The sequence below is a fragment of the Tateyamaria sp. syn59 genome, assembly GCF_007995245.1.
Lineage (GTDB): Bacteria > Pseudomonadota > Alphaproteobacteria > Rhodobacterales > Rhodobacteraceae > Tateyamaria.
In genome coordinates this window covers 73,757-95,239 of sequence record NZ_VCBA01000002.1, presented here as the reverse complement: position 1 = coordinate 95,239, position 21,483 = coordinate 73,757, and the positions used below count along the sequence as shown (strand labels likewise).

The following is a 21,483-nucleotide window of genomic DNA, read 5'->3' as shown; positions in this document are numbered from 1 at the left end:
CTCCCGCACCCTCCATTCAGTCCTGAGGTCAGCTTATGATGCGCAAAAAGATCAACGTGGCCCTGCAGGGAGGCGGCGCACACGGTGCCTTCACCTGGGGCGCGCTGGACGTGTTGCTAGCCGATGACCGGATCGAGATTGCGGGCGTGTCCGGCACATCTGCAGGCGCGCTGAACGGTGCGGCGATAAAGGCAGGCCTCGCGCTCGGCGGTGAGCCGGACGCGCGCGCCAACCTGGATTGGTTGTGGGACCAGGTTGCGGGTGTGCAGGACATGCGCATGGCGACTTGGATGGCGCCATTTGGACCTGCCCAGGTGTCTCAAGCGCTGGAATACTCGCTGCCTTACGCCATTGGCGACGCAGTCGGGCGCATGGTGTCGCCCTATAGCTACGGACCGTTCTACCGCAATCCGCTCACCGACATCGTGTCAAAGTTCAACATGGAGAAGGTGTGCTGTGACGACGGCCCGCAACTCTTTATCAACGCAACACGGGTGCGCAACGGCAAGCTGCGCGTGTTCAAACAGGCAGAGGTGACACCGGATGTGATTATGGCGTCCGCCTGTCTGCCGACGCTGTTTCAGGCCGTTGCGATCCATGATGACGAGACCGGACAGGAGGAAGAGTTTTGGGACGGCGGCTATACCGGTAATCCAGCGCTCTTTCCGCTCTTTGACGCGTCGCTGCCGGATGACATCGTGGTCATCAATGTCAACCCGCTCGAACGCGAGCACCTTCCGCGCACGCCACAACAAATTCAGAACCGGATCAACGAGATCAGTTTCAACTCGTCGCTGCTGCGCGAGATGCGGGCGATCTCGTTTGTGAAGCGCCTTATTGATGAGGGCACGATCAAGGAAGGGCAGATGCGGCGGATCAATATGCACATGATCGCCGATGACGCGCTCATGAACGATCTGAGTGTCGCAACCAAAGTCGTGCCAAACGGCTTTGTCATGGGCAGGCTGCGCGACGCAGGCGCACGGGCGGCCAGGCAGTTCCTGGATACACATTTCGATCAGATCGGCATCTGCGACAGCGTCAACTTGCGCGAGATGTTCGGCTAGGGCCCAAAAATCCGAACCGGATTTTGGCAAGATTTTTGTACAAAATCTTGGTGTGTCACGACTTCGGCTTCGTCGGATCCTTGCCGTTGGGATAAACAAGTCCCGCGGAGATCACCAGTTTCGCCGCGTCCTCGACGGTCATGTCCAATTCCATGACGTCTTCCGCCGGAAAGAACAGCAGGAAGCCCGATGTCGGGTTCGGGGTCGTGGGCACAAATATGCTGAGCAACGCCCCGGTGCTGCCCGCCCGATCGCTGATCTCGCCCTTGGCCGTGGTCGAGATAAAACCGATGGCCCAGATCCCTTTGCGTGGATACTCGATCAGACACGCCTTCTCAAAAGACCGTTCGGATTGGGCAAAGATCGTCTCCGAGATCTGCTTGATCCCGGAATAGATCGACCGGACAACCGGCGTCCGCTCTACGAGGCTTTCCGCCCAGCGGATCAACGACCGTCCGATGAATCCTTTCGCGATCCAGCCCACGAATACGGTGAACAGCAGGAAAACGATCACGCCCACGCCGCGCACGTTCACATTGATCCAGTCGGGGTTCGGGACACGCGTTCCGTTCTGGTCGATAAAGCGCGGGTGGTTCAGCCAGTAATTGACCAGGGCATCGGGCTGCCAAGCCGAAGGGACAAGCGGCCAGACAAAGCCGTCGACCCAACCGATCACCGTCCAGATCAGCCATACGGTCAGCCCGACGGGGGCGATCACGACAATACCGGTCAAAAACGAAGCGCGCAGCCGGGAAAACAATCCGGGGCGCCGGGGCGTTTCTGGGTCAAATGGGGTATTCATCGTGGTCCCGGCACATCTTCACAGGTTACGTAAGGCAACGCTTTCGGCACTACAATGCTTTGTGCCCTTTGTTCAGGCATGGCGTGTTTGCGTGCCCAATTCGGCGGCGATTTGCGCGGCGAGCCGGGCATTGTTGCGCACAAGGGCGATGTTCGCAGTCAGCGAGCGTCCATTTGTCAGCTCAAAGATGCGTTGCAGAAGGTAGGGCGTCACGCCCTTGCCGCTGATCCCGTGCGTGTCGGCATCCTGAGTGGCCTGCGCGATGATTGGGGCGAGGGACGCGCGGTCAATCTCGTCTGCCTCCGGGATCGGATTTACCACCAGTTGTCCGCCAGGCAGGCCCATGGCCGTGCGCTGGACATGGGCCCCGGCAATGTCTGCGGCAGTGTCCATGCGCAGCGGCGCAGGGATACCGGCGCTGCGCGACCAGAAGGCGGGCATGTCGTCCTGACCATAGGCAATGACCGGCACGCCTTGCGTTTCCAGCACTTCTAGTGTCTTGGGGATGTCGAGGATTGCCTTGGCCCCGGCGGCCACCACAGTGACGGGCGTTTGCGCCAGTTCCAGCAAGTCGGCGGAGATATCAAAGCTGTGCTCCGCCCCCTTATGCACGCCGCCGATGCCGCCGGTGGCGAAAACGGAAATACCAGCAATGCGCGCGGCGATCATCGTGGCGGCCACCGTCGTGGCCCCCGTGCCGCCGCTCGACATGCACACCGCCATGTCGGCGCGGCTGAGCTTGGCCACGTTTTTGGACTGCGCCAGACTTTCAAGCTGCGGGTCCGTGAGGCCCGCGTGCAGCACCCCGTCGATCACCGCCATCGTGGCTGGCACGGCGCCGCCCGCGCGGATGTCACCCTCGACCCGCCGTGCGACTTCAAGGTTCTGCGGAAAGGGCATGCCGTGAGTGATGATCGTGCTTTCCAGCGCGACCACGGGTGTGCCGTCTTGCAGCGCGGCCGCCACGTCGGGTGAAGGGGTGAAGAGCGTCATGTGGGCGTCTTTCCTGAAACATAGATGGCGGCCGCCTCAAGTGCGGCGTGCAGGGCGTCGGCGCGATTGGCGCCGCGCAGCTCGGCAGCGATATGGGCGGCCATAAAGGTGTCGCCCGCGCCCGTTATACGGGTGACGAGGACCTGCGGTGGTGTTTCACTGACCAGCCCTTCGACCGATCCTTCGGTCGCGGTTTTGCCGCCGTCGGTGACCAGGACCCGCGCGGCGCCGCGTGCAAGCAGCCCGTCCGCGGCCTCGACCGAATTGTCGAACCCGCGCTGACACAAAAGCCCGGCCTCTTCGATGTTCACGTAAAGCGTGCCGCGGTTGTGGTTGAGAAACGGGCTCAGCCGTTCGGCCTTGCCCGGCGAGGCCGGCGCGACGCGCAAATCTGCCTGCGCCAGCACGGGGCTGGTGGCGATCTTGTTCAGCAGGTCAAGCGTCAGGTTCCCGTCCAGCGCAGCCAAGCCCGCATAGGGCGCCTCCGGCGTCGCAAGCGTTCCGTCGGTCAGGGGGCGCAGGATCTTTGCGCCCGCGCTTTCCAGCGAGTGTGCGTCTGCGATGGCGGCAATCAACCCGTTGGCGCCCTCAACGGCCATGTACTGGTCGGTTGGCAGGTCTTCGGAGCGGTACACGGTGTCGGTGATCATGCCGCGCGCGGTGCAGGCGGCAATCAACTCGTCCCCTTCGGCATCGCGGCCGATGGCTGTGAGCAAGGCAGGCGTCAAACCGAAGCGCGCCAGCGTCATCGCGATGTTCATGGCAACCCCGCCTGGCAGGCGCGTGATCCGCCCCGGCACGTCGGAGCCTTTTCGCATCGCGAGCGGCGCACGCCCAATCACATCCCAGAGGACCGATCCGATGCACAGAATGTCAGGCGTAGGTTTCATGGCCCGTGTTGTGCCGCTGCGCGCGGAAAGAGGCAAGGGCGCCCGTTACTCCGGTACGCCAAAGGTCAGCGCCGCCCAATACGTGTCCCAGACAGCGTCAGTCGTGCCGTCCGCCGTGCGCGCGAGTGCAACCGCGTCGAACAGGTAGTCATGTCCGGAGGTGACGGGGATCGCGGCGATACCAGCGTCATCCGTGCGGTGCAGGGTCACGGTGACGCTGTCATCGGGCGCGCGATCAAAGACTTCGACCTGCGCATCGGTTCGAGCTTCACCGTCCAGCGTGAGCTGCACACGCATGGTGCCATCGAAAGAGGGCTCATACGGGTTTGTCAGCGCGATGAATTCGGTTTTCAGGCCAAGCGCGCGGTCGAGACCGACGCCTTCGCCCACCGCGACCAACGCCTTGGCATGGCGCGTATAACGTTCCTTGAAAGGCGGGTCGGGGAAACCGTTGGCCGCGTGGTGGTCCGAAATGTCCGGGAAATCCTTGTGATCTGCGAATTTCTGGAATTTTGCCCAATCCCGGTAGGTCAGAAGTGAAGGTTCGGTTTCGTGCACCACGATCACAAGCCCGCCGACTGGTCCGGGCACGTCCAGGGCTGGACTGTCGCCCATACGGGCTTGCACGGGGCGCACGGTGTCGCCGATCACCACATCAAACCGCGCGATACGCTTCTCGAAGTATGCGAGGTTCACGCCCTCAAACTCTTCTCCGTTCTTGAGGTGCGCCACGACCTGTGCCGATGGGGGCACTTGAAAGCGCTCCGGTTCGATCCAGAACTCATGGGCGGTTGCGATTGTGGCGCATATGGCGCACCAAAGCACGACGACTAAGCGGGTGAGAAACATGAGTGCTGCCTTTTTTCGAGTGCCTTTCAAGCTGCGGCTTTGGGCAGTGTTGTCAACTGTTTGCTGGGGCGTCTGGGCCAGTATGGCGGCCGCGCACGAGGTTGTGCCGACCATTGCGGATCTGACTGTGTCAGACGGCAACGTCCGGCTTGAGTTGAAAGTGAACGTCGAAGCACAGCTGTCCGGGATCGACCTGGATGCCATCTCGGACACGGACGATGCAGAGAATGCCGCCGATTACGACGTTCTGCGCGCCCTGAGTGGCGCGGCGGTCGCGGCGCGGGTGCCTGATCTTGTCGACGCGATGAACAACGTCCCGCTGGTGGCGGCGGGTGCAGCGGCGGTGCCCATGGCCATCGACGATGTGAATGTCCAGCAGGTGGCCAATGCAGAGCTTGCGCGGATCACGGACATCGTGTTGACCGGATCTGTCCCCGCGGGGACAGATGCTGTCGAAGTGGCCTGGCCCCAAGGTGCGGGCGATCTGATCCTGCGGCAGCAGGGGGTCGAGGCGCCCTATACCGGGCTTGTATCCGGTGGAGAGGCTAGTGGTCCGATTGCCTTGGCCGGTGGCAATGCCGCCTCTGGCTGGCAGACCTTTGGTGCGTATATCCCGGTTGGTTTCGACCACATCCTGCCCAAAGGGCTCGATCATATCCTGTTTGTGCTGGGCCTGTTTTTTCTGTCAACGCGGCTGGCGCCCCTGTTGTGGCAGGTCACGGCCTTTACCCTTGCGCACACGGTCACCCTTGCGCTTGGTGCGCTTGGCATCGTCAAGCTGCCGGGCAGCATTGTGGAGCCTTTGATTGCAGCATCCATTGTCTATGTGGCCATCGAAAACATCTTTGCCCGTGGGCTGAACCCGTGGCGGCCTGCGATCATCTTTGGCTTTGGTTTGCTGCACGGGCTTGGTTTTGCCTCGGTCCTGGGCGAGTTCGGCTTGCCCGAGGGTCAGTTTATCCCGGCGCTGATCGGCTTCAATGTCGGAGTCGAGATTGGGCAGCTGACAGTCATCGCGCTCGCGGCGATCCTGTTGTGGCTGGGCGTGCGGGCGGCGCGGATGTCTGACCTTGAAGGGCAGGAAGAGACGATCACCGATTACAATGTGATGTTCCGGGCCTGGTCACTGACCGGTTCGCTGCTGATTGCGGTGATTGCGATCTACTGGGTGATCGAGCGGACGCTGCTTTAACCGATCGGGTCCATTAGGCGGGCGAGGGCGGCGGCTGGGTCGTCGTCGCCCCAGATTTCTTCGCCAACGCCGAAAAAGTCAGTGATTGGGGCAAGGCGCTTGACTGTGTCGAGCGTCAGGCCGCCCTCGGCCACCACGGGCACTTCGATCATCTCGGACCACCAGGCAAAAAGGTCGTCCTCGGCCGTTGCCTCGTCCGCCATGCCGGTGAGCGGGCCGAAGGCGATGTAGTCGGCGCCCGCTTCACCGGCCGTCATGCCATCATGCCGCGAGGTGCTGCAAAAGCTGCCCACGATTGCGTCCGGCCCCAGGGCCTTGCGGGCGTCGCGCACCGATTTGGCGGCATCGCTGAGATGCACGCCATCAAGGCCCAGCCGTTCGGCAAGGCTGACGTGATCGTTCAGAACAAGCGCGACGTCATGGGCATGGGCCACTTCGCGGCATGCGTCGGCGGCCCGTGACATCCGGTCCTCTTCCCGCGTAGCCAGGGCCAGTCGAATGCACGCCACGTCGTGTGCTTCGAGCACGGCGTTCAGCTGTCCTGGGAACACGGAGAGCTCAAAGACAGGCGGGGTGATGAGGTAGATCTGCGGCTGCTCGGGTGCACTCATTCTGGGGTGTCCTTTGTTCTGGGAGTCGCTCTAGCCGGAAAAGGCAGTGCTTGAAAAGATTTATGCCTCCGGCGGGGATTTTTTTGAAACAGGGAAGGGGATTGTCGGGCGTTCTGTGTCGCGGTAGACGGCGCGCCATGACACCGACATTTGTGCTGACGCGCCCCCAGATGGGCGAGAACATCGGAGCGGCTGCCCGCGCGATGCTGAATTTTGGCGTGGACCGGATGCGCATCGTGGACCCACGTGACGGCTGGCCCAATCCTGCAGCAGTGGCGATGGCCAGCGGCGCGGGGCGGGTGCTGGATGCCGCAACGGTGCACCCGGATGTGGCAGGCAGCGTCAGTGACTGCACCTATGTCTATGCTACGACGGCCCGGATGCGCGATATGACCAAGGATGTGCTGAGCCCCGAAGCCGCCATGCAAGACGCCGCACGTCGCATCGCAGAAGGCCAGCATGTCGCCGTGATGTTCGGGCCGGAGCGGGCTGGGCTGGAGAACGAGGATCTGGCGCAAGCCAACGCGCTGATTACTGTGCCGGTGAACCCTGAATTTCCGTCTCTGAACTTGGCGCAATGTGTGCTGCTGGTCGGCTATGAGTGGCGGCGTGCCAGTGCCGAGATTGAGCATCGCGTGACCGAGATGGCGGGCACCGAATGGGCCGACGGCAACGAAATCGAGCACCTCGCGCGGCATTTCGAGGAGCGGTTGGAGCAGGCGGGGTTTTTCTTCCCCGAGCACAAGGCCCCCAGCATGAAGATGAACCTGCGCAATTTCTGGAGCCGGATGCCTCTGACCCGCGCAGATGTGCAGACCCTGCACGGCATGCTGCGTCAGATGGTCCGCTGGGCCAGCCGCCAGTGACTATGGACGACCCCGTGCGGCAGACATAGGTTGCGCGGTGAGTGTAGACCGGAGCCAAGATGGCAAAGAACCGTAGTATTTTCGAAGAGGTTGGGACCACTGAAAAGCAGGTGGTTGAGACCGGGGTGATAGACAGGGGTAGAGGTGGCGCGCGCGGCGCGATCCGCGTGTGGCTGATGATGCTGTTTGCCCTCGTGGTCGTGATGATTGCCGTGGGCGGTCTGACCCGGCTGACCGACAGCGGGCTGTCCATCACGGAATGGCGGCCCTTTACCGGGGCCATCCCGCCACTGAACCAGGCGGACTGGGAGGCGGAATTCGCCCTCTACCAGCAGATCGACGAGTTTCGGCTGCAGAACGCCTGGATGACCATGGCCGACTTCAAGGTTATCTATTGGTGGGAATGGGGGCACCGGCAGCTTGGCCGGGTGATCGGCCTTGTATGGGCCATTGGTTTCTTCTGGTTCCTGATCCGCCGCCAGATCCCGGCCGGTTGGACACCGCGTCTGCTGGGCCTGGGTGTACTTGGCGGGCTGCAGGGCGCAATTGGCTGGTGGATGGTCGCCAGTGGCGTGACGCAGGGCGAAGGCATGCTCGATGTCGCGAGCTATCGGCTGGCCACCCATCTGGGTTTGGCCTTTGTCATTCTGGGCTTCATTGCCTGGTACACCTACCTTCTGGGCCGCCCCGAGCGTGATCTGATGCAGGCGCGGCGGGACAAAGAGGCGAAGCTCTTTTCGATGTCCACCGGCCTGATGCACTTTGCATTTCTCCAGATCCTTATCGGTGCACTGGTGGCGGGCATTGACGCCGGGCGGACCTATACGGACTGGCCGCTCATGGGCGGGCAGGTGTTTCCTGCGACCGCCTTTGTTTTCGAGCCGTGGTGGCGGAACTTCTTTGAAAGCCCCGGCCTCGTGCAGTTCATCCACCGGGTGACGGGATATCTGCTGGCAATTTTTGCCGTCGTGGTCTGGCTGCGCGGGCGCAAGTCCGCCCATGCCAATACGCGCTTTGCCTTCAACGCGGTTTTCGCGGCAATGAGCCTGCAAATTGTGCTGGGGATCGTCACCGTCCTCTATGGTGCCCCATGGCAAATTGCGATCTTGCACCAGTTTCTGGCCGTTATCCTCTGGGCGCTGATCCTGCGGGCGCGCTTTCTCGCGGCCTACCCAATTGCAATATCCATCCGGGGGACCGCGTGATGAGTGCCTTTGACGACCTTCTCGCCCACGACCACACCACGCAGGCCTTGGGCCAGGTGGCCGGGCGTCTGGGTTGGGACCAGGAGACGATGATGCCCCGTGGTGCGGCCGCGCAACGGGGCGAAGAGATGGCGGCAATGGAAAGTGTGCTGCACGCGCGCCGCACGGATCCCAAGGTGGGTGACTGGCTGGCGGCAATTGACGCAGGCGCCCTGGGTGCTGTGGATGCAGCCAAGCTGCGCGAGATCAAGCGCAGCTACGATCGCGCCTCCAAGGTGCCTGCAAATCTGGCGGCACAGATCGCGCGTGTGACGTCCAACGCCCAAGGCAAATGGGCTGAGGCGCGCGAGGCTGATGATTACGCAGCCTTTGCGCCGGTCTTGGCCGAAGTCATTGCGCTGAAGCGCGAAGAAGGGGCGGCGCTGGCCAATGGCGGCGACATCTATGACGCCATGCTCGAGGACTATGAACCCGGTACGACCAGCGCCGATCTCGAAGCGATGTTTGGAGCGTTGCGCCCGGCGCTGACCGAATTGCGTGCCGCCATTCTCGAAAAACCAGCGCCTGCGGGCGTGACCGGGCCGTTCGATGAAGTGGCGCAATTGAAACTCAGTACGCTGCTGGCCAAGACATTTGGCTATGATCTGGTGCACGGGCGCATCGACAAGGCCGTGCATCCGTTCTCATCCGGGTCCGGCAATGACGTACGCATCACCACACGCACAAACCCGGATGATCCGTTCAATTGCTTTTACTCAACGATCCACGAGGTCGGGCACGCCTGTTACGAGCAGAACATCGACGACGCCTACCTGCTGAGCCCGTTGGGGCGCGGTGTGTCAATGGGCGTGCACGAAAGCCAGAGCCGGATTTACGAGAACCAGTTGGGGCGCAGCCGTGCGTTTACCGGCTGGCTTTACGGGCAGATGCGGGATGCGTTCGGTGATTTCGGGATCGCGGATGAAGACGCGTTCTATGCAGCTGTCAATCGCGTGTCGAATGGCTACATCCGGACCGAAGCGGATGAGGTGCAGTACAACCTTCATGTGCTTCTGCGCTTTGATCTGGAGCGAGCGCTGATGTCAGGCGACCTTACCGTCGGCGATCTGGAAGCGGCGTGGAATGACCGGTTCGAAGCGGATTTCGGGTATGCGGTCGACATGCCGTCAAACGGAGTGCTGCAGGATGTGCATTGGTCCGTTGGCCTGTTCGGCTATTTCCCGACCTACTCATTGGGCAATGTCTACGCCGGATGTTTGCACGACGCATTGCGCGCTGCGGTTCCGGACTTGGATGCGCAATTGGCGCAAGGCGACACGTCGGCAGCAACTGGATGGCTGCGGGACAACCTGCAGGTCCACGGCGGTCTCTACGAGCCGCGCGAGGTGATCGAGCACGCGAGTGGCAGGGCACCGGGACCTGAGCCGCTCTTGGGCTATCTCAAAGACAAGTTCGGCGCCCTCTACGCGCTTTAGATCGACGCGTGCCACACTAAGGTCACAGTGCGGGCTGCAAGGCGTCGCAAAGCATCCTGATGCTACCCTGGATAGCATTCGGGGTTCTATAAATGCGCGTTTTTTATTGTCTTTTACTGTTTCTCTGGTCCACGGCGTCACTGGCTGAAACATCCCGGGAGAGGGCACTCTTCGATCTCGTTCTCGAGGGGCGCTCGGAGGCGGTGCATGTACTTGTCGACGCCTCTCACCGTGAGTTTTTGAACGGCACCCTCAGCGCGGACGACATACGCGATCTCTTTATCGTTTTGTCGCGCAGCCATCCCAAAACGACGGCGTTTGTAAAAGAGTGGGTGTCAGAAGACACCGGCAATCCCTATGCCCGCATCGCGCGGGCTTGGAGCTTGTGGAACGCGGCACAAAACGTCGGTGCTGGGCGCAACGGCTGGGCTGCGATGGCGGCGGATGACATGCGCTTGGAGGCGACCCAGCACGCACGCTTCGCTTACGCCGCCGCACCGGATCTGATCCCTGCATCGGACGCGGTGATCCGAATGTACGGCTATGATCGCGATGTCGGGGATCCGATCAGCGCTGTGAACCGGGTTATGGACACCCATCCGAACTGGGGCACGATCCAGCGCGCTTTTCCCTTTGTCGGGCGGCATGGGCCAGCCGCGTTCGAGCCGTTTTGTGAGGACTATGCCGGGCGCATTTCCGAGGAAACTGTGACGCAGTGTCTGATGTACGGCCATACAGCTTATGGCGATACGCGCAACAGCGATCTTGCCGATTGGCCGGACTACAATCCGGACAACCCGGTCATGGTCGACTATCGGCTTTTGAACCTGATCAACAATTTTCAACCCGATGCATTGACCGACGCTCAGCTTGATTGGATGGAGCAGACCTTTGTCACGATGGAACCGGACCTGTACGGGTTAATGGACCTTGATCGGTGGGCGTCAGCTTTTGACAACTTCATCGGTGTGTACAAACAGCGCCGCTACATGGTCCACAAGACACGTCGCGCGCATCTGGAACGCAGCAAAGCATTCCTCGAGATGGATCCGTTCAATCCGCACCTTTTGGACATGGTGGAATCGTCGCAATACGAACTGCCCTGGGTCAGCACTGTGCTTGACGATGGCAGGGTCAGAACACAGCGCGCCGGCATTGGTGAAACGGAGGCGGAAAAGGCGGCCCGGCTGACGGCCCTGATGCAGCAAAAGCGCGACTTTTCCATCCGCAGGCTGTACGCGTCTCCATATTCCGGCGACCTCTGGCATAAGTACGCGCAGGTGCATATCAGTGGCGATGTCGCGCAGTACTTCGCCTTCGAGGACGCGCAGATTAACGCCATCGTCTATGCGGATGACGTCGTGCTGGCGCTGGATCTATACCTGCTGTTCAAGACGCGACAGCTTCAAATGTACCATGAGGCGGAAGATAACCCTGCGGGCCTACAGTGGGTTGCAGCCACGGATGGCGTTGATCTGGCCACGGACATTCTGTGCCCGTTTGTGCGTGCCGAACGACTGCGGTCCGGTATCTGCACCCATGAGGCGGACCATTTCCCACGCTGTGCCGAAGAGGTGCCATTGATGGATGAAAGTCATGCCATTGTCGTCAATATGGCGCGCGATGCACGCCAATGTGACGCGATCCGTCATGCCAAGATCGACGCGCTTTGGTACACGCCGATCCCGTTGGAGGATGTATTGCAGCCGTTGAAGTAGGCTCAGCTTTCGTCGTCTGCGTCCGCGTCGCCCTGATCGGCGATCCACGCTACGCTGACAACTTCTTCGCCTTTACCGGTGTTGAACACCCGCACACCGCCAGCGCTGCGGGAGCGGAAACTGATGCCATCCACGGGCACGCGGATCGACTGACCTTTGGACGTGGCCAGCATGATCTGGTCGTCCAACTCCACCGGGAAGGAGGCGACAATTTCGCCGCCGCGCATGGCCTTGTCCATTGCGGTCACCCCAAGGCCGCCGCGTCCGCGCACCGGATAGTCATGCGACGAACTGAGCTTACCGGCGCCTTGCGACGTGATCGTCAGCACCAAGTTTTCTGCCGCCGACATCTCGACATAGCGCGCGTTCGAGAAGTTCGGATCGGCGGGTGCCTCGTCCTCGTCTGCCTCGCTGTCGTCGGCGATGCCTGCCATGGCGCGACGCATTTTCAGATAGGCTGTCCGTTCCTCGCTGGTCGCATCGAAGTGGCGGATGATGGACATGGAGACAACCTTGTCCGATCCGTTTAGCTTGATGCCCCGCACCCCGACCGACGACCGGCTGTTGAACACCCGCACGTCTGTGGCCGGAAAGCGGATGGCGCGACCGGAGTTGGTGACAAGCATCACGTCGTCGTCGTTTGACGCAATCCGAGCGTTGATGAGGGTCGTGTCGGCGTGCTCATCTTCGAACTTCATCGCAATTTTGCCGTTGCGCATGACATTGGTGAAGTCGCTGAGCTTGTTGCGCCGGACCGTTCCTGCCGACGTGGCAAAGACCACCTGCAGGTCGTCCCACTCTTTTTCATCGCGATCCACCGGCATGATGGCGGCGATGCTGACCCCTTGCGGGATCGGCAGGATGTTGACGATGGCCTTGCCCTTGGAGGTCCGCCCCCCTTGCGGCAGGCGCCAGGTCTTGAGCTTGTAGACCATACCGTCGGTCGTAAAGAACAGAAGCTGGGTGTGCGTGTTGGCCACGAAGAGGGTGGTGATCACATCCTCTTCCTTGGTCTGCATACCCGACACACCCTTGCCGCCGCGCTTTTGGCTACGGAAGTCGGCAAGCGGCGTGCGCTTGATATAGCCGCCGGAGGTGACGGTCACGACCATATCCTCGCGCTCGATCAGGTCCTCGTCTTCCATGTCGCCGGACCAGTCGACGATCTCGGTGCGGCGGGGCACGGCGAACTGGTCCTTCACCTCGGTCAATTCGTCCGAGATGATGCCCATGATGCGTTCGCGCGACCCGAGAATCTCCAAGTATTCCTTGATCTTTGCGGCGAGTTCTTCAAGTTCGTCCGTGACCTCCTTGACCCCGATCTGGGTCAGGCGTTGAAGACGCAGATCAAGGATGGCGCGGGCCTGGACTTCGGTCAGATTGTAGGTGCCGTCATCGTGCATTTTCGACAGCGGATCGTCGATCAGGCGCAGATAGCTTTCAATCTCGGCGGCAGGCCAGCGGCGTTCCATCAGCTTGGCGCGTGCCTCTGCCGCGTCAGCAGAGGCGCGGATGGTGGCGACCACTTCGTCGACGTTGGACACAGCAACTGCCAGACCGCATAGGATATGCGACCGGTCGCGCGCCTTGCGCAGGTCAAACGCGGTGCGGCGGATGACAACTTCTTCGCGGAAATCCAGGAAGGACGTCAGGAAGCGGCGCAGTGTGAGCTGCTCTGGTCGTCCGCCGTTCAGCGCAAGCATGTTGCAACCGAATGACGTCTGCATCGGCGTGAAGCGGAAGAGTTGGTTAAGCACGACTTCTGCAGTCGCGTCGCGCTTCAACTCGATGACCACGCGGACGCCATTGCGGTCGGATTCGTCCTGAACGTGGCTGATCCCTTCGATGCGTTTTTCGCGCGCGGCTTCGGCGATCCGTTCGATCATCGTGGCCTTGTTCACCTGGTAAGGAATCTCGTCGATGATGATCGCGTAGCGATCTTTGCGCAGCTCTTCGACGCGGGTTTTGGAGCGGACAATAACGCTTCCGCGCCCTTCAAGATACGCTTTCCGTGCACCGGAACGGCCCAGCATAATGCCGCCTGTCGGAAAGTCGGGGCCGGGCACATAATCAATCAGCGCCTCGGACGACAGGTCTGGATCTTCGATCAATGCGAGACAGGCATCGACCACTTCGCCCAGGTTGTGGGGCGGGATGTTGGTCGCCATGCCGACGGCGATGCCGCCCGCGCCATTGACCAGCATGTTGGGGAAGCGGGCGGGCAGAACCGTTGGTTCGCGGTCTTTGCCGTCGTAGTTGTCTTGAAAATCGACCGTGTCCTTGTCGATATCTGCAAGGACGAAGGCGGCCGGTTTGTCCATCCGCACTTCGGTGTAGCGCATGGCGGCCGGGTTGTCGCCGTCCATGGAGCCAAAGTTGCCCTGACCGTCGAGCAAGGGCAGCGACATGGAAAAGTCTTGCGCCATGCGCACCAGTGCGTCGTAAATCGCGCTGTCGCCATGTGGGTGGTACTTCCCCATGACGTCTCCAACCGGGCGCGCGGACTTGCGATAGGATTTGTCGTGCGTATTGCCAGTCTCATGCATCGCATAAAGGATGCGCCGGTGCACAGGTTTTAGGCCGTCGCGCAGATCGGGAATGGCGCGGGAGACGATGACCGACATAGCGTAGTCCAGATAGGACGTGCGCATTTCGGCTTCGATGGAGACCGAGGGGCCATCGTATTCGGGCCGCTCGGGCCGCATTTCATCATCATTTTCAGGGGGTTGTGGCGTGTCGTTCACGTGGCTCTGCCCGTTCTGTCGCGTGCTCTATATCTTGCGTGTGGTTCTATCAGAAACCACAGATAAGGTGCAATGCTTGTGGGCAGGTGGTTGTTAGCACTCGGCCCGGATCGGTGCTAGAACGCTGTTTTCATTGAATATTAAGGGCCAATCGGCTCTGCTGGCCTGAGAGCAGAAAAAAGAGGTGCGTTATGGCTGAAACCGAGACCGAATTGATGCTGAAAGGATATGGGCTGACCACGGCGGAGATGTTTTACCACATGCCGGATTATACCCATGTCCTGAACACGTTCATCTGGCAGGACTATGACCTCGCCCCTGATCATCCGCGGCTGTTCAAGTTCATCGATTTCTGGCGGGCAGAGATCGAAGGGGCGTTGCATTCGGTGCGCTTCACCCACCGAAAAATGATCGCGCCTGGAGAATGGCGCAACGTGACGGGTGAATTCACCCTGCAGTGATACTCAGGCGGAACAGGAGGCGCCGCCCAGAACGCAGAACTTGGCGCAATGGGGGTGGTTGAGGGACACTTCGGATTCGGCCTGTTCCAGCGTTGTCCCCAGTTCGAATTGCGGGTCGTAGGGCAGGAGGGTACAGGCCAGAACGGCGGGGGCTGCCGCCCCTTTGCGTTTGACCACCATGCGGGAGGAGGAGCACATCACCGCGTCGGGGTGCTTGTTCAGGATGCCCCAGCAGGCGGTGGTGATTTCGGGCACTTCGACCGTGTCGTCCATTTCGGGGAAGAGGACGGTCATACCGGGATCTTGCGCGTCGATGTTCCAGCCGTGTTTGGTGTAGAGGGCGGCGTAGCCGTCGCGGGCTTCGGCCTCGCTTTCTGCCATTTCGATGCGGCCCGCCACGGCGAGCCGTGCGCCGATGGAGGCGAGCCAGTCGATGCCCCGCAAGGTCCTGGCGAAGGTGCCGACGCCGCGTTCTGTGTCGTGGACGGCAGCGGCGTGATGGTCGAGGGAGATGCGGAAGGTGAGCTTGTCGCCGTATTTTTCCACCAGCGGGACGATGCCTGCCTTGATCTTTGGCCGCATCATCGGGGCCATGGCGTTGGTGAGGATCAGCACGTCATAGCCGCGCGCGAGCGACCGTTCGACCATGTCGAGGAATTCGGGGTTCATGAAGGGCTCGCCCCCGGTGAAGCCAATTTCACGCACGTTCCATTGACGCTCTTCAAGCTGGTCGAGAAAGCCCGTGACCTCGTCCGCGGTCATGTATTCCAGCGCGTCGTTGGTGGGCGAGCTTTCGATGTAGCAGTTGGCGCAGGCAATGTTGCAGAGCGTGCCGGTGTTGAACCACAGCGTTTCAGGATGGGTCAGAGAGACCTTGGCCCGCGGCTCGCCCTTGGCGGTAAAGTCGGGGTCCTGGAATTTGCCAAGGTTGGCCAGGTCTTTCATCGCGTGCGGTCCATTCTTCGTTTTGTCGTCGGAGGTTAGAGGTAAGACCCGCAGGAGCAAGTGGAAAGCGCGGTGTGGCTCCCTGACGGCTTTGTGATAGAAAGATGCGGTCCGGTGCTGCACCTGCAGCATCGGGCGTTGAGTATCTGTTTGAATCTGCTACTGGTAGCGCAAACATTTTGCAGGCACGCAAGAGGGAGCCCTTGCCATGGTATCGCGCGTCATTCCGGTGGACCCTTTCGACCTGGTGGTTTTCGGAGGCACTGGGGATCTGGCCCGCCGCAAGATCCTGCCAGGACTGTTTCGTCGCTTTTGTGCTGGCCAGATGCCCAAAGAAGCACGCGTGATTGGTGCAGCCCGAGGTGACATGGACAGCGCGGAATATCGTGCGTTTGTGGCCGAAGCGATTGCGGAGTTTGGTGGTGATAGCGCTTGCGAAGATGGCACGCTGGACGGCTTCCTTGAGCGCATGGAGTTCGTCACCATTGACGCGCGGGGCGAGAACGGGTGGTCCGATCTGGTCGCGTTGATGCGCGATGATGTGGTGCGCGCGTTTTACTTTTCGGTTGGCCCGAGCCTGTTTGGCGATCTGGCGGAGCGGTTGACCAAGCATGGGCTGACCGATGCGGGCAGCCGGATCGTGGTCGAAAAGCCCTTTGGCCGTGATCTGGAGACGGCCAAGGCGTTGAACCGCGATTTGGCCAAGCATTTTGACGAGCGGCAGATTTACCGGATCGACCATTATCTGGGCAAAGAGACGGTGCAGAACCTGATGGCTGTCCGCTTTGGCAACATGCTGTTTGAGCCCTTGTGGAACAGCCAGTACGTGGATCACATCCAGATCACCGTGGCCGAGACTGTCGGCGTGGGTGGCCGTGGTGAATACTATGACAAGTCGGGTGCGATGCGCGACATGGTGCAGAACCACCTGATGCAGCTTTTGTGCCTGATCGCTATGGAGCCGCCGTCGAAATTTGACCCGGATGCGGTGCGCGATGAGAAGCTGAAGGTGATCCGGGCGCTGGATCCTATGGTGCCCCATCATATCGTGCGCGGGCAGTACGAGCCGGGTGCGGATGCGCCGGGCTATCGTGAGGCGGTGGGCGATCCGCGGTCGCGCACCGAAAGCTACATTGCCATGAAGGTAGGCATTTCGAACTGGCGGTGGGCGGGCACGCCGTTTTACCTGCGCACCGGCAAGCGGCTGAAGGCGCGGTCGAGCGAGATTGTGGTCGTGTTCAAGGAGTTGAACCACTCGATATTTGGCGAGGCGGGCGAGCATCGCAATGAGCTGTCCATTCGGTTGCAGCCGAATGAGGGGATTACGCTGGGCGTGACCATCAAGGAGCCGGGCCCTGGGGGGATGCGGTTGATGAATGTGCCGCTCGACATGTCCTTTGCCGAGGCGTTGGGGCCGGATGGGGCGGATCAGACCGATGCCTATGAGCGGCTGATCATGGATGTGATCAGGGGCAACCAGACCCTGTTCATGCGGGGTGACGAGGTTGAAGCCGCCTGGGCCTGGACCGATCCCATCATCCAGGGCTGGGAGGCGCGCGGAGATGTGCCCAAGACCTATGATGCCGGTAGCGAGGGGCCGGTGGATGCCGTACAGCTTCTGGCACGCGATACCCGCGTGTGGAGGAAAGTGGCCCCATGAATATCGTCGAGTATCCCGACCGAGATCTGCTGGCCATTGGGTTGGCCGATGCGCTTGCGAGCGAGTTGAAGAACTGTCTGCTGGTCCATCCGTGGGCGTCTTTCGTCGTTCCTGGTGGCACGACGCCGGGGCCGATTTTTGACAACCTGTGTGCTGCGGATGTGGATTGGTCGCGCGTGCATGTGATGCTGAGCGATGAGCGGTGGGTGCCCGAAGATCACGAGCGGTCGAATGCGAAACTGCTGAAGGAACACCTGTTTCAGAGCCGTGCGGCGGTGGCCAAGTTCGTGCCGTTTTATATTGAGGGTCAGACGCCGGATGAGGCGGCACCTTTTTTGTCCGAGCAGTTGGCCGAGGAGATGCCAATTTCCATCCTGCTTTTGGGGATGGGGGCGGATATGCACACGGCGTCGCTGTTTCCGGGCGCTGTCGGGTTGGCTGAGATGCTCGCCGATGATGCGCCACTGGTGGTGCCGGTGTCGGTTGAGGGGCAGGAGCCTCGGATCTCGTTCTCGGGCCCCGCGCTGGCCGGGGCGATGGCGAAGCATTTGGTGATTTATGGGGCTGAGAAGCGGGACGCTTTGGAACGGGCGGAGAGCCTGGATGTCACGCAGGCGCCAATTAAGGCGGTTATGAGCAGCCTCACGGTGCATTGGGCGGAGTGATTTCATGTGGACTGAGTTGAAGGCGAAGGCCGATGCGGTTGCGGATCGGGCCATTCTGGACTTGTTTGATGACGCGCGCGCGGATGAATTTGCCGTGCAGACGCAGTACATGCGGTTTGATTATTCCAAGACGAATTTGGATACCGACACCCGCGCGCTTTTGCTGGCGTTGGCGGGCAGTGCCAATGTGGCGGCGCGGCGCGATGCGATGTTTGCGGGCGAGAAGATCAATGAGACCGAGGGGCGGTCCGTGCTGCACACCGCCCTGCGCAACCTTGATGGCGGGCCGGTGCATGTGGATGGCGCGGACGTCATGCCTGGTGTGCTGGAGACGCTCGGGCGGATGGAAGCCTATGCCGCAGAGGTGCGCGGGAGTGCCATCACGGATGTGGTGAATATCGGGATTGGCGGGTCGGACCTTGGGCCCGCGATGGCGGTGCAGGCGCTGTCGCCTTACCATGATGGGCCGCGTGTGCATTTCGTGTCCAATGTGGACGGGGCGCATATTGCAGACACGTTGCGGGGGCTGGATGCCAAAACGACGCTTGTTGTCGTGGCGTCGAAGACCTTTACCACCATTGAAACCATGACCAATGCGCGCACCGCGCGGGCGTGGATGCTGGATCAGGGCGGTGATCCGTCGGCGCAGTTTGCGGCTTTGTCCACGAACCTTGATAAGACGTCGGACTTTGGCATTCCGGCCGAGCGCGTCTTTGGTTTCGAGGATTGGGTTGGTGGGCGTTATTCGATGTGGGGGCCGATTGGGTTGTCGTTGATGATGGCCGTTGGCCCGGACGGTTTCCGCGCCTTTCTGCGCGGTGGGCAGGAGATGGACCGGCATTTCTGTGCCGCCGAAGGGGCGGAGAACATGCCCTTGATGCTGGCGCTGGTCGGCATCTGGCACCGGCAGGTGCTGGGACATGCGACGCGCGCCGTGCTGCCCTATGATCAGCGGTTGGGGCAGTTGCCGGATTACTTCCAGCAGCTTGAGATGGAGTCGAACGGGAAGTCCGTGACCATGGATGGCGGCGTGGTGCCGGTTGAGAGTGGCCCCGTTGTCTGGGGCGCGCCGGGCACAAACGGGCAGCATGCGTTTTATCAGTTGATCCATCAGGGCACGTCGGTGATCCCCTGTGAGTTTATGGTGGCCTGCGAGGGGCATGAGCCGGAGTTGCGTCATCATCACGAACTGCTGGTGGCGAATTGTCTGGCGCAATCCGAGGCGCTGTTGCGCGGGCGGACGCTGGATGAGGCGCGGGCCAAGATCGCCGGTAAGTTCGAAGGTGCCGAACTGGAGCGGCAGGCGGCGCATCGGGTGTTTGCGGGCAACCGGCCGTCGACCACGCTGATTTATCCCAAGCTTGATCCGTTCACCCTGGGCCAGATCGTGGCGCTGTATGAGCATCGCGTGTTTGTCGAGGGCGTGATCCTGGGTATCAATTCCTACGACCAATGGGGTGTGGAATTGGGCAAGGAATTGGCGACAGCGTTGCAACCTGTTGTCGAAGGGACGGCATCGGCGGAGGGTAAGGACGGATCGACACGCAGCCTGATCGCCTATCTGCATGCGCATCGGTCATGACTGCTGTTGAACGGCGCGCCTGACGGCGCACGCGATCTATTTTTTGCTGACGAGGGGGCTGTCTGCCCCCTCGAGCTCCCGCGAAGGTATTTTTAGCCAGAAGAAGGGCTGAGGTGCGTATGCGCGGTTTTTTGCCGATGCGGGTGCGTTTGGTCGGGAATATCTGACCTGACTTATGGTTGAAAACGCAACATTGTTGCGTCAGGGCATTCAATATTTTCGTCCTGTTTCTTTCAACATGCACCGGAGGCCAATATTATGGCTGGCACACAACATGGGCTGACACGGCTCGATCAACTTTTCAAAACGTGTATTCATGGCAAAGGACCGGCGCGGCCCTTTGCGCAAACTCTGGGGCGGGTGTTGCCCGCGAACCCTGTTCGCATCAAAAACATCACCCATGCGGATGTGATTGCCACCCTGCACGAGCTGGCGGAGTCCATGGGGGCTGTCGAGAATGAGGACGGGCCCGCGGATGCGGGGATGACCTTCCTTGGGCAGTTCGTGGATCATGATATCACGCTGGACGCGACCTCGGCCCTTGGGACACGGATTGATCCGTCGACCATTCCGAATGTGCGCACGCCGAGCCTGGATCTCGACTGCGTTTATGGCGCGGGGCCGGAGGCGTCGCCGCATCTTTATGGTGCGGGCGAGGCGGAACAGTTCCTGGTCCATGGGCGCAAGGACAACCCGCGGGATCTGGCGCGGACCTGTGCGGGCAAGGCACTGATCGGTGATCCGCGCAATGATGAGAATATCCTCGTGGCGCAGGTGCAGTCGGTGTTCATCGAGTTGCACAACATCCTGATGAGCAAGCGGGTCGAGGGTGGTGATGATGCCAAGGACATCAGCGCTTGCGCCCACGAGGGCCTGCCGAAACATGTCTGGCACGATCATGTGAGCCCGAAGCTGGCGAACTTTGAAGAAGTGCGCCGCTTTATTCGCCTGCATTACCAGTGGATTGTGTGGTGCGAGTTGTTGCCTGCTTTTGTTCAGCAGGAGTGCCTGGACTGGGCGTTGCAGAATGATCCCTTTGGCTGGGATGCGCCGGTGATGCCAGTGGAGTTCACCGGTGCTGGCTATCGCTTTGGACATGCGACCACGCAGTTTGAATATGCGCTGACGGATGGGGCGGCTCCCAAGGGGCTGTTTGCGTTGCCCGGTTTTGGCCCGCGGCCTGTGGATGGCAACATCGACTACGCCATGTTCTTTGGCATGAATGGGGATGTGACCTCGCAAAAGGCGCGGCCTGTGGCGCCGAAGCTGGGCATGCCGCTGCTGAACCTGCCCTTTGTGCATGCGCCCATTGAGTTGGCAGAGATCGAGGAGACGTTGACGCAGCCGCAATCCGCCAACCTCGCCCTGCGCAACATGGTGCGCGATCGCTACACCTATCAGCTGGCGAGCGGGCAGCAGCTGGCGGCGCATCTGGGCACGCATCCCATTGATCCGCCTGCGATCCTGAAGGCCAAGGGCATCACCAAGACGCCGCTGTGGTTCTACTGCCTGCAGGAGGCGGAGCAGAAGGGTCATGGCAAGTTGACCGGGGCAGGGGGCCGTCTGGTGGCGTCGGTCTTTGGCAACCTGCTGAAGCGTGATCCCACGACCTTCCTGCATGTGCCGCACTTCAAGCCGTGGCACGGGTTTACGGGCCAGCCGAGCGTGATGGCCGGGCTGATTGCTTATGTCGAAGCGCATCGCGGGCACATTGCCCATGCCGAGGATTTGCAGTGCGGCTGAGCCGATTGCTTTGAA

General features: G+C 61.1%; 18 protein-coding genes. 11 read left to right on the top strand and 7 right to left on the bottom strand.

All coding sequences use genetic code 11. The features are described from left to right. Nucleotides 1-35 precede the first annotated feature (35 nt). Nucleotides 36-1,067: a patatin-like phospholipase family protein gene (locus tag FD715_RS03770; protein WP_147105474.1), complete on the top strand. Its 1,032-nt coding sequence runs from the start codon at nt 36-38 to the stop codon at nt 1,065-1,067. Between the two features lie 55 nt (nt 1,068-1,122). Here FD715_RS03770 and FD715_RS03765 read toward each other — a convergent pair whose 3' ends face one another. The 4 genes from FD715_RS03765 to FD715_RS03750 all read right to left on the bottom strand — a co-directional run bounded on the left by FD715_RS03765 (nt 1,123) and on the right by FD715_RS03750 (nt 4,601). Next, nucleotides 1,123-1,869, bottom strand: coding sequence for a DUF502 domain-containing protein (locus tag FD715_RS03765; protein ID WP_147105471.1), 747 nt, complete (start codon nt 1,867-1,869; stop codon nt 1,123-1,125). Between the two features lie 72 nt (nt 1,870-1,941). Continuing rightward, nucleotides 1,942-2,862, bottom strand: a complete 921-nt coding sequence (locus FD715_RS03760) for a pseudouridine-5'-phosphate glycosidase (protein WP_147105468.1) — start codon at nt 2,860-2,862, stop codon at nt 1,942-1,944. Then, nucleotides 2,859-3,752, bottom strand: coding sequence for a PfkB family carbohydrate kinase (locus FD715_RS03755; protein WP_147105465.1), 894 nt, complete (start codon nt 3,750-3,752; stop codon nt 2,859-2,861). Before FD715_RS03755 ends, FD715_RS03760 begins: the two co-directional genes overlap by 4 nt. Before the next feature lie 45 nt (nt 3,753-3,797). After that, nucleotides 3,798-4,601 (bottom strand): DUF4198 domain-containing protein, encoded by an 804-nt coding sequence (locus tag FD715_RS03750; protein ID WP_147105462.1) that lies wholly within the window; start codon nt 4,599-4,601, stop codon nt 3,798-3,800. Here FD715_RS03750 and FD715_RS03745 point away from each other — a divergent pair. After that, on the top strand, nt 4,600-5,793 hold the full coding sequence (locus tag FD715_RS03745) for a HupE/UreJ family protein (protein WP_147105459.1): 1,194 nt from the start codon (nt 4,600-4,602) through the stop codon (nt 5,791-5,793). The genes FD715_RS03750 and FD715_RS03745 overlap by 2 nt on opposite strands. Here the strand turns inward: FD715_RS03745 and FD715_RS03740 are convergent. Further along, the gene (locus FD715_RS03740; protein WP_147105456.1) at nt 5,790-6,404 is read right to left on the bottom strand and encodes a thiamine phosphate synthase; all 615 of its coding nucleotides are present in this window, start codon (nt 6,402-6,404) and stop codon (nt 5,790-5,792) included. The genes FD715_RS03745 and FD715_RS03740 overlap by 4 nt on opposite strands. A gap of 137 nt (nt 6,405-6,541) precedes the next feature. On the opposite strand from FD715_RS03740, the gene FD715_RS03735 reads away from it, so the two are divergent. The 4 genes from FD715_RS03735 (at nt 6,542) to FD715_RS03720 (ending at nt 11,668) form a co-directional block, all read left to right on the top strand. Next, nucleotides 6,542-7,270 (top strand): RNA methyltransferase, encoded by a 729-nt coding sequence (locus tag FD715_RS03735; protein ID WP_147105454.1) that lies wholly within the window; start codon nt 6,542-6,544, stop codon nt 7,268-7,270. A 59-nt stretch (nt 7,271-7,329) separates the two neighbouring features. Further along, the gene (gene ctaA, locus FD715_RS03730) at nt 7,330-8,475 is read left to right on the top strand and encodes a heme A synthase (RefSeq protein ID WP_147105452.1); all 1,146 of its coding nucleotides are present in this window, start codon (nt 7,330-7,332) and stop codon (nt 8,473-8,475) included. Continuing rightward, the gene (locus FD715_RS03725) at nt 8,475-9,950 is read left to right on the top strand and encodes a carboxypeptidase M32 (RefSeq protein WP_147105449.1); all 1,476 of its coding nucleotides are present in this window, start codon (nt 8,475-8,477) and stop codon (nt 9,948-9,950) included. The genes ctaA and FD715_RS03725 overlap by 1 nt, the downstream gene beginning before the upstream one ends. Before the next feature lie 92 nt (nt 9,951-10,042). Next, nucleotides 10,043-11,668, top strand: coding sequence for a hypothetical protein (locus FD715_RS03720; RefSeq protein ID WP_223274723.1), 1,626 nt, complete (start codon nt 10,043-10,045; stop codon nt 11,666-11,668). Between the two features lie 2 nt (nt 11,669-11,670). On the opposite strand, the gene gyrA is transcribed toward FD715_RS03720, so the two are convergent. Next, nucleotides 11,671-14,412, bottom strand: a complete 2,742-nt coding sequence (gene gyrA / locus FD715_RS03715; RefSeq protein ID WP_223274722.1) for a DNA gyrase subunit A — start codon at nt 14,410-14,412, stop codon at nt 11,671-11,673. 191 nt (nt 14,413-14,603) lie between these two features. On the opposite strand from gyrA, the gene FD715_RS03710 reads away from it, so the two are divergent. After that, complete coding sequence (locus FD715_RS03710; RefSeq protein ID WP_147105444.1) at nt 14,604-14,873, top strand: usg protein; 270 nt, start codon at nt 14,604-14,606, stop codon at nt 14,871-14,873. Nucleotides 14,874-14,876: 3 nt separating this feature from the next. On the opposite strand, the gene FD715_RS03705 is transcribed toward FD715_RS03710, so the two are convergent. Beyond that, a complete protein-coding gene (locus FD715_RS03705) occupies nt 14,877-15,818 on the bottom strand; it encodes a radical SAM protein (protein WP_147105441.1) in 942 nt (313 codons plus the stop codon). A gap of 208 nt (nt 15,819-16,026) precedes the next feature. Here FD715_RS03705 and zwf point away from each other — a divergent pair, with 208 nt between their 5' ends. From zwf to FD715_RS03685, 4 genes are all read left to right on the top strand, one after another. After that, nucleotides 16,027-17,478 (top strand): glucose-6-phosphate dehydrogenase, encoded by a 1,452-nt coding sequence (gene zwf / locus FD715_RS03700; RefSeq protein ID WP_147105438.1) that lies wholly within the window; start codon nt 16,027-16,029, stop codon nt 17,476-17,478. Continuing rightward, nucleotides 17,475-18,143, top strand: a complete 669-nt coding sequence (pgl, locus tag FD715_RS03695; RefSeq protein WP_147105435.1) for a 6-phosphogluconolactonase — start codon at nt 17,475-17,477, stop codon at nt 18,141-18,143. Before zwf ends, pgl begins: the two co-directional genes overlap by 4 nt. Nucleotides 18,144-18,147: 4 nt before the next feature. Next, nucleotides 18,148-19,725, top strand: a complete 1,578-nt coding sequence (pgi, locus tag FD715_RS03690; protein WP_147105432.1) for a glucose-6-phosphate isomerase — start codon at nt 18,148-18,150, stop codon at nt 19,723-19,725. A gap of 258 nt (nt 19,726-19,983) precedes the next feature. Next, nucleotides 19,984-21,468: a peroxidase family protein gene (locus tag FD715_RS03685; RefSeq protein ID WP_147105429.1), complete on the top strand. Its 1,485-nt coding sequence runs from the start codon at nt 19,984-19,986 to the stop codon at nt 21,466-21,468. Nucleotides 21,469-21,483: the final 15 nt, after the last annotated feature.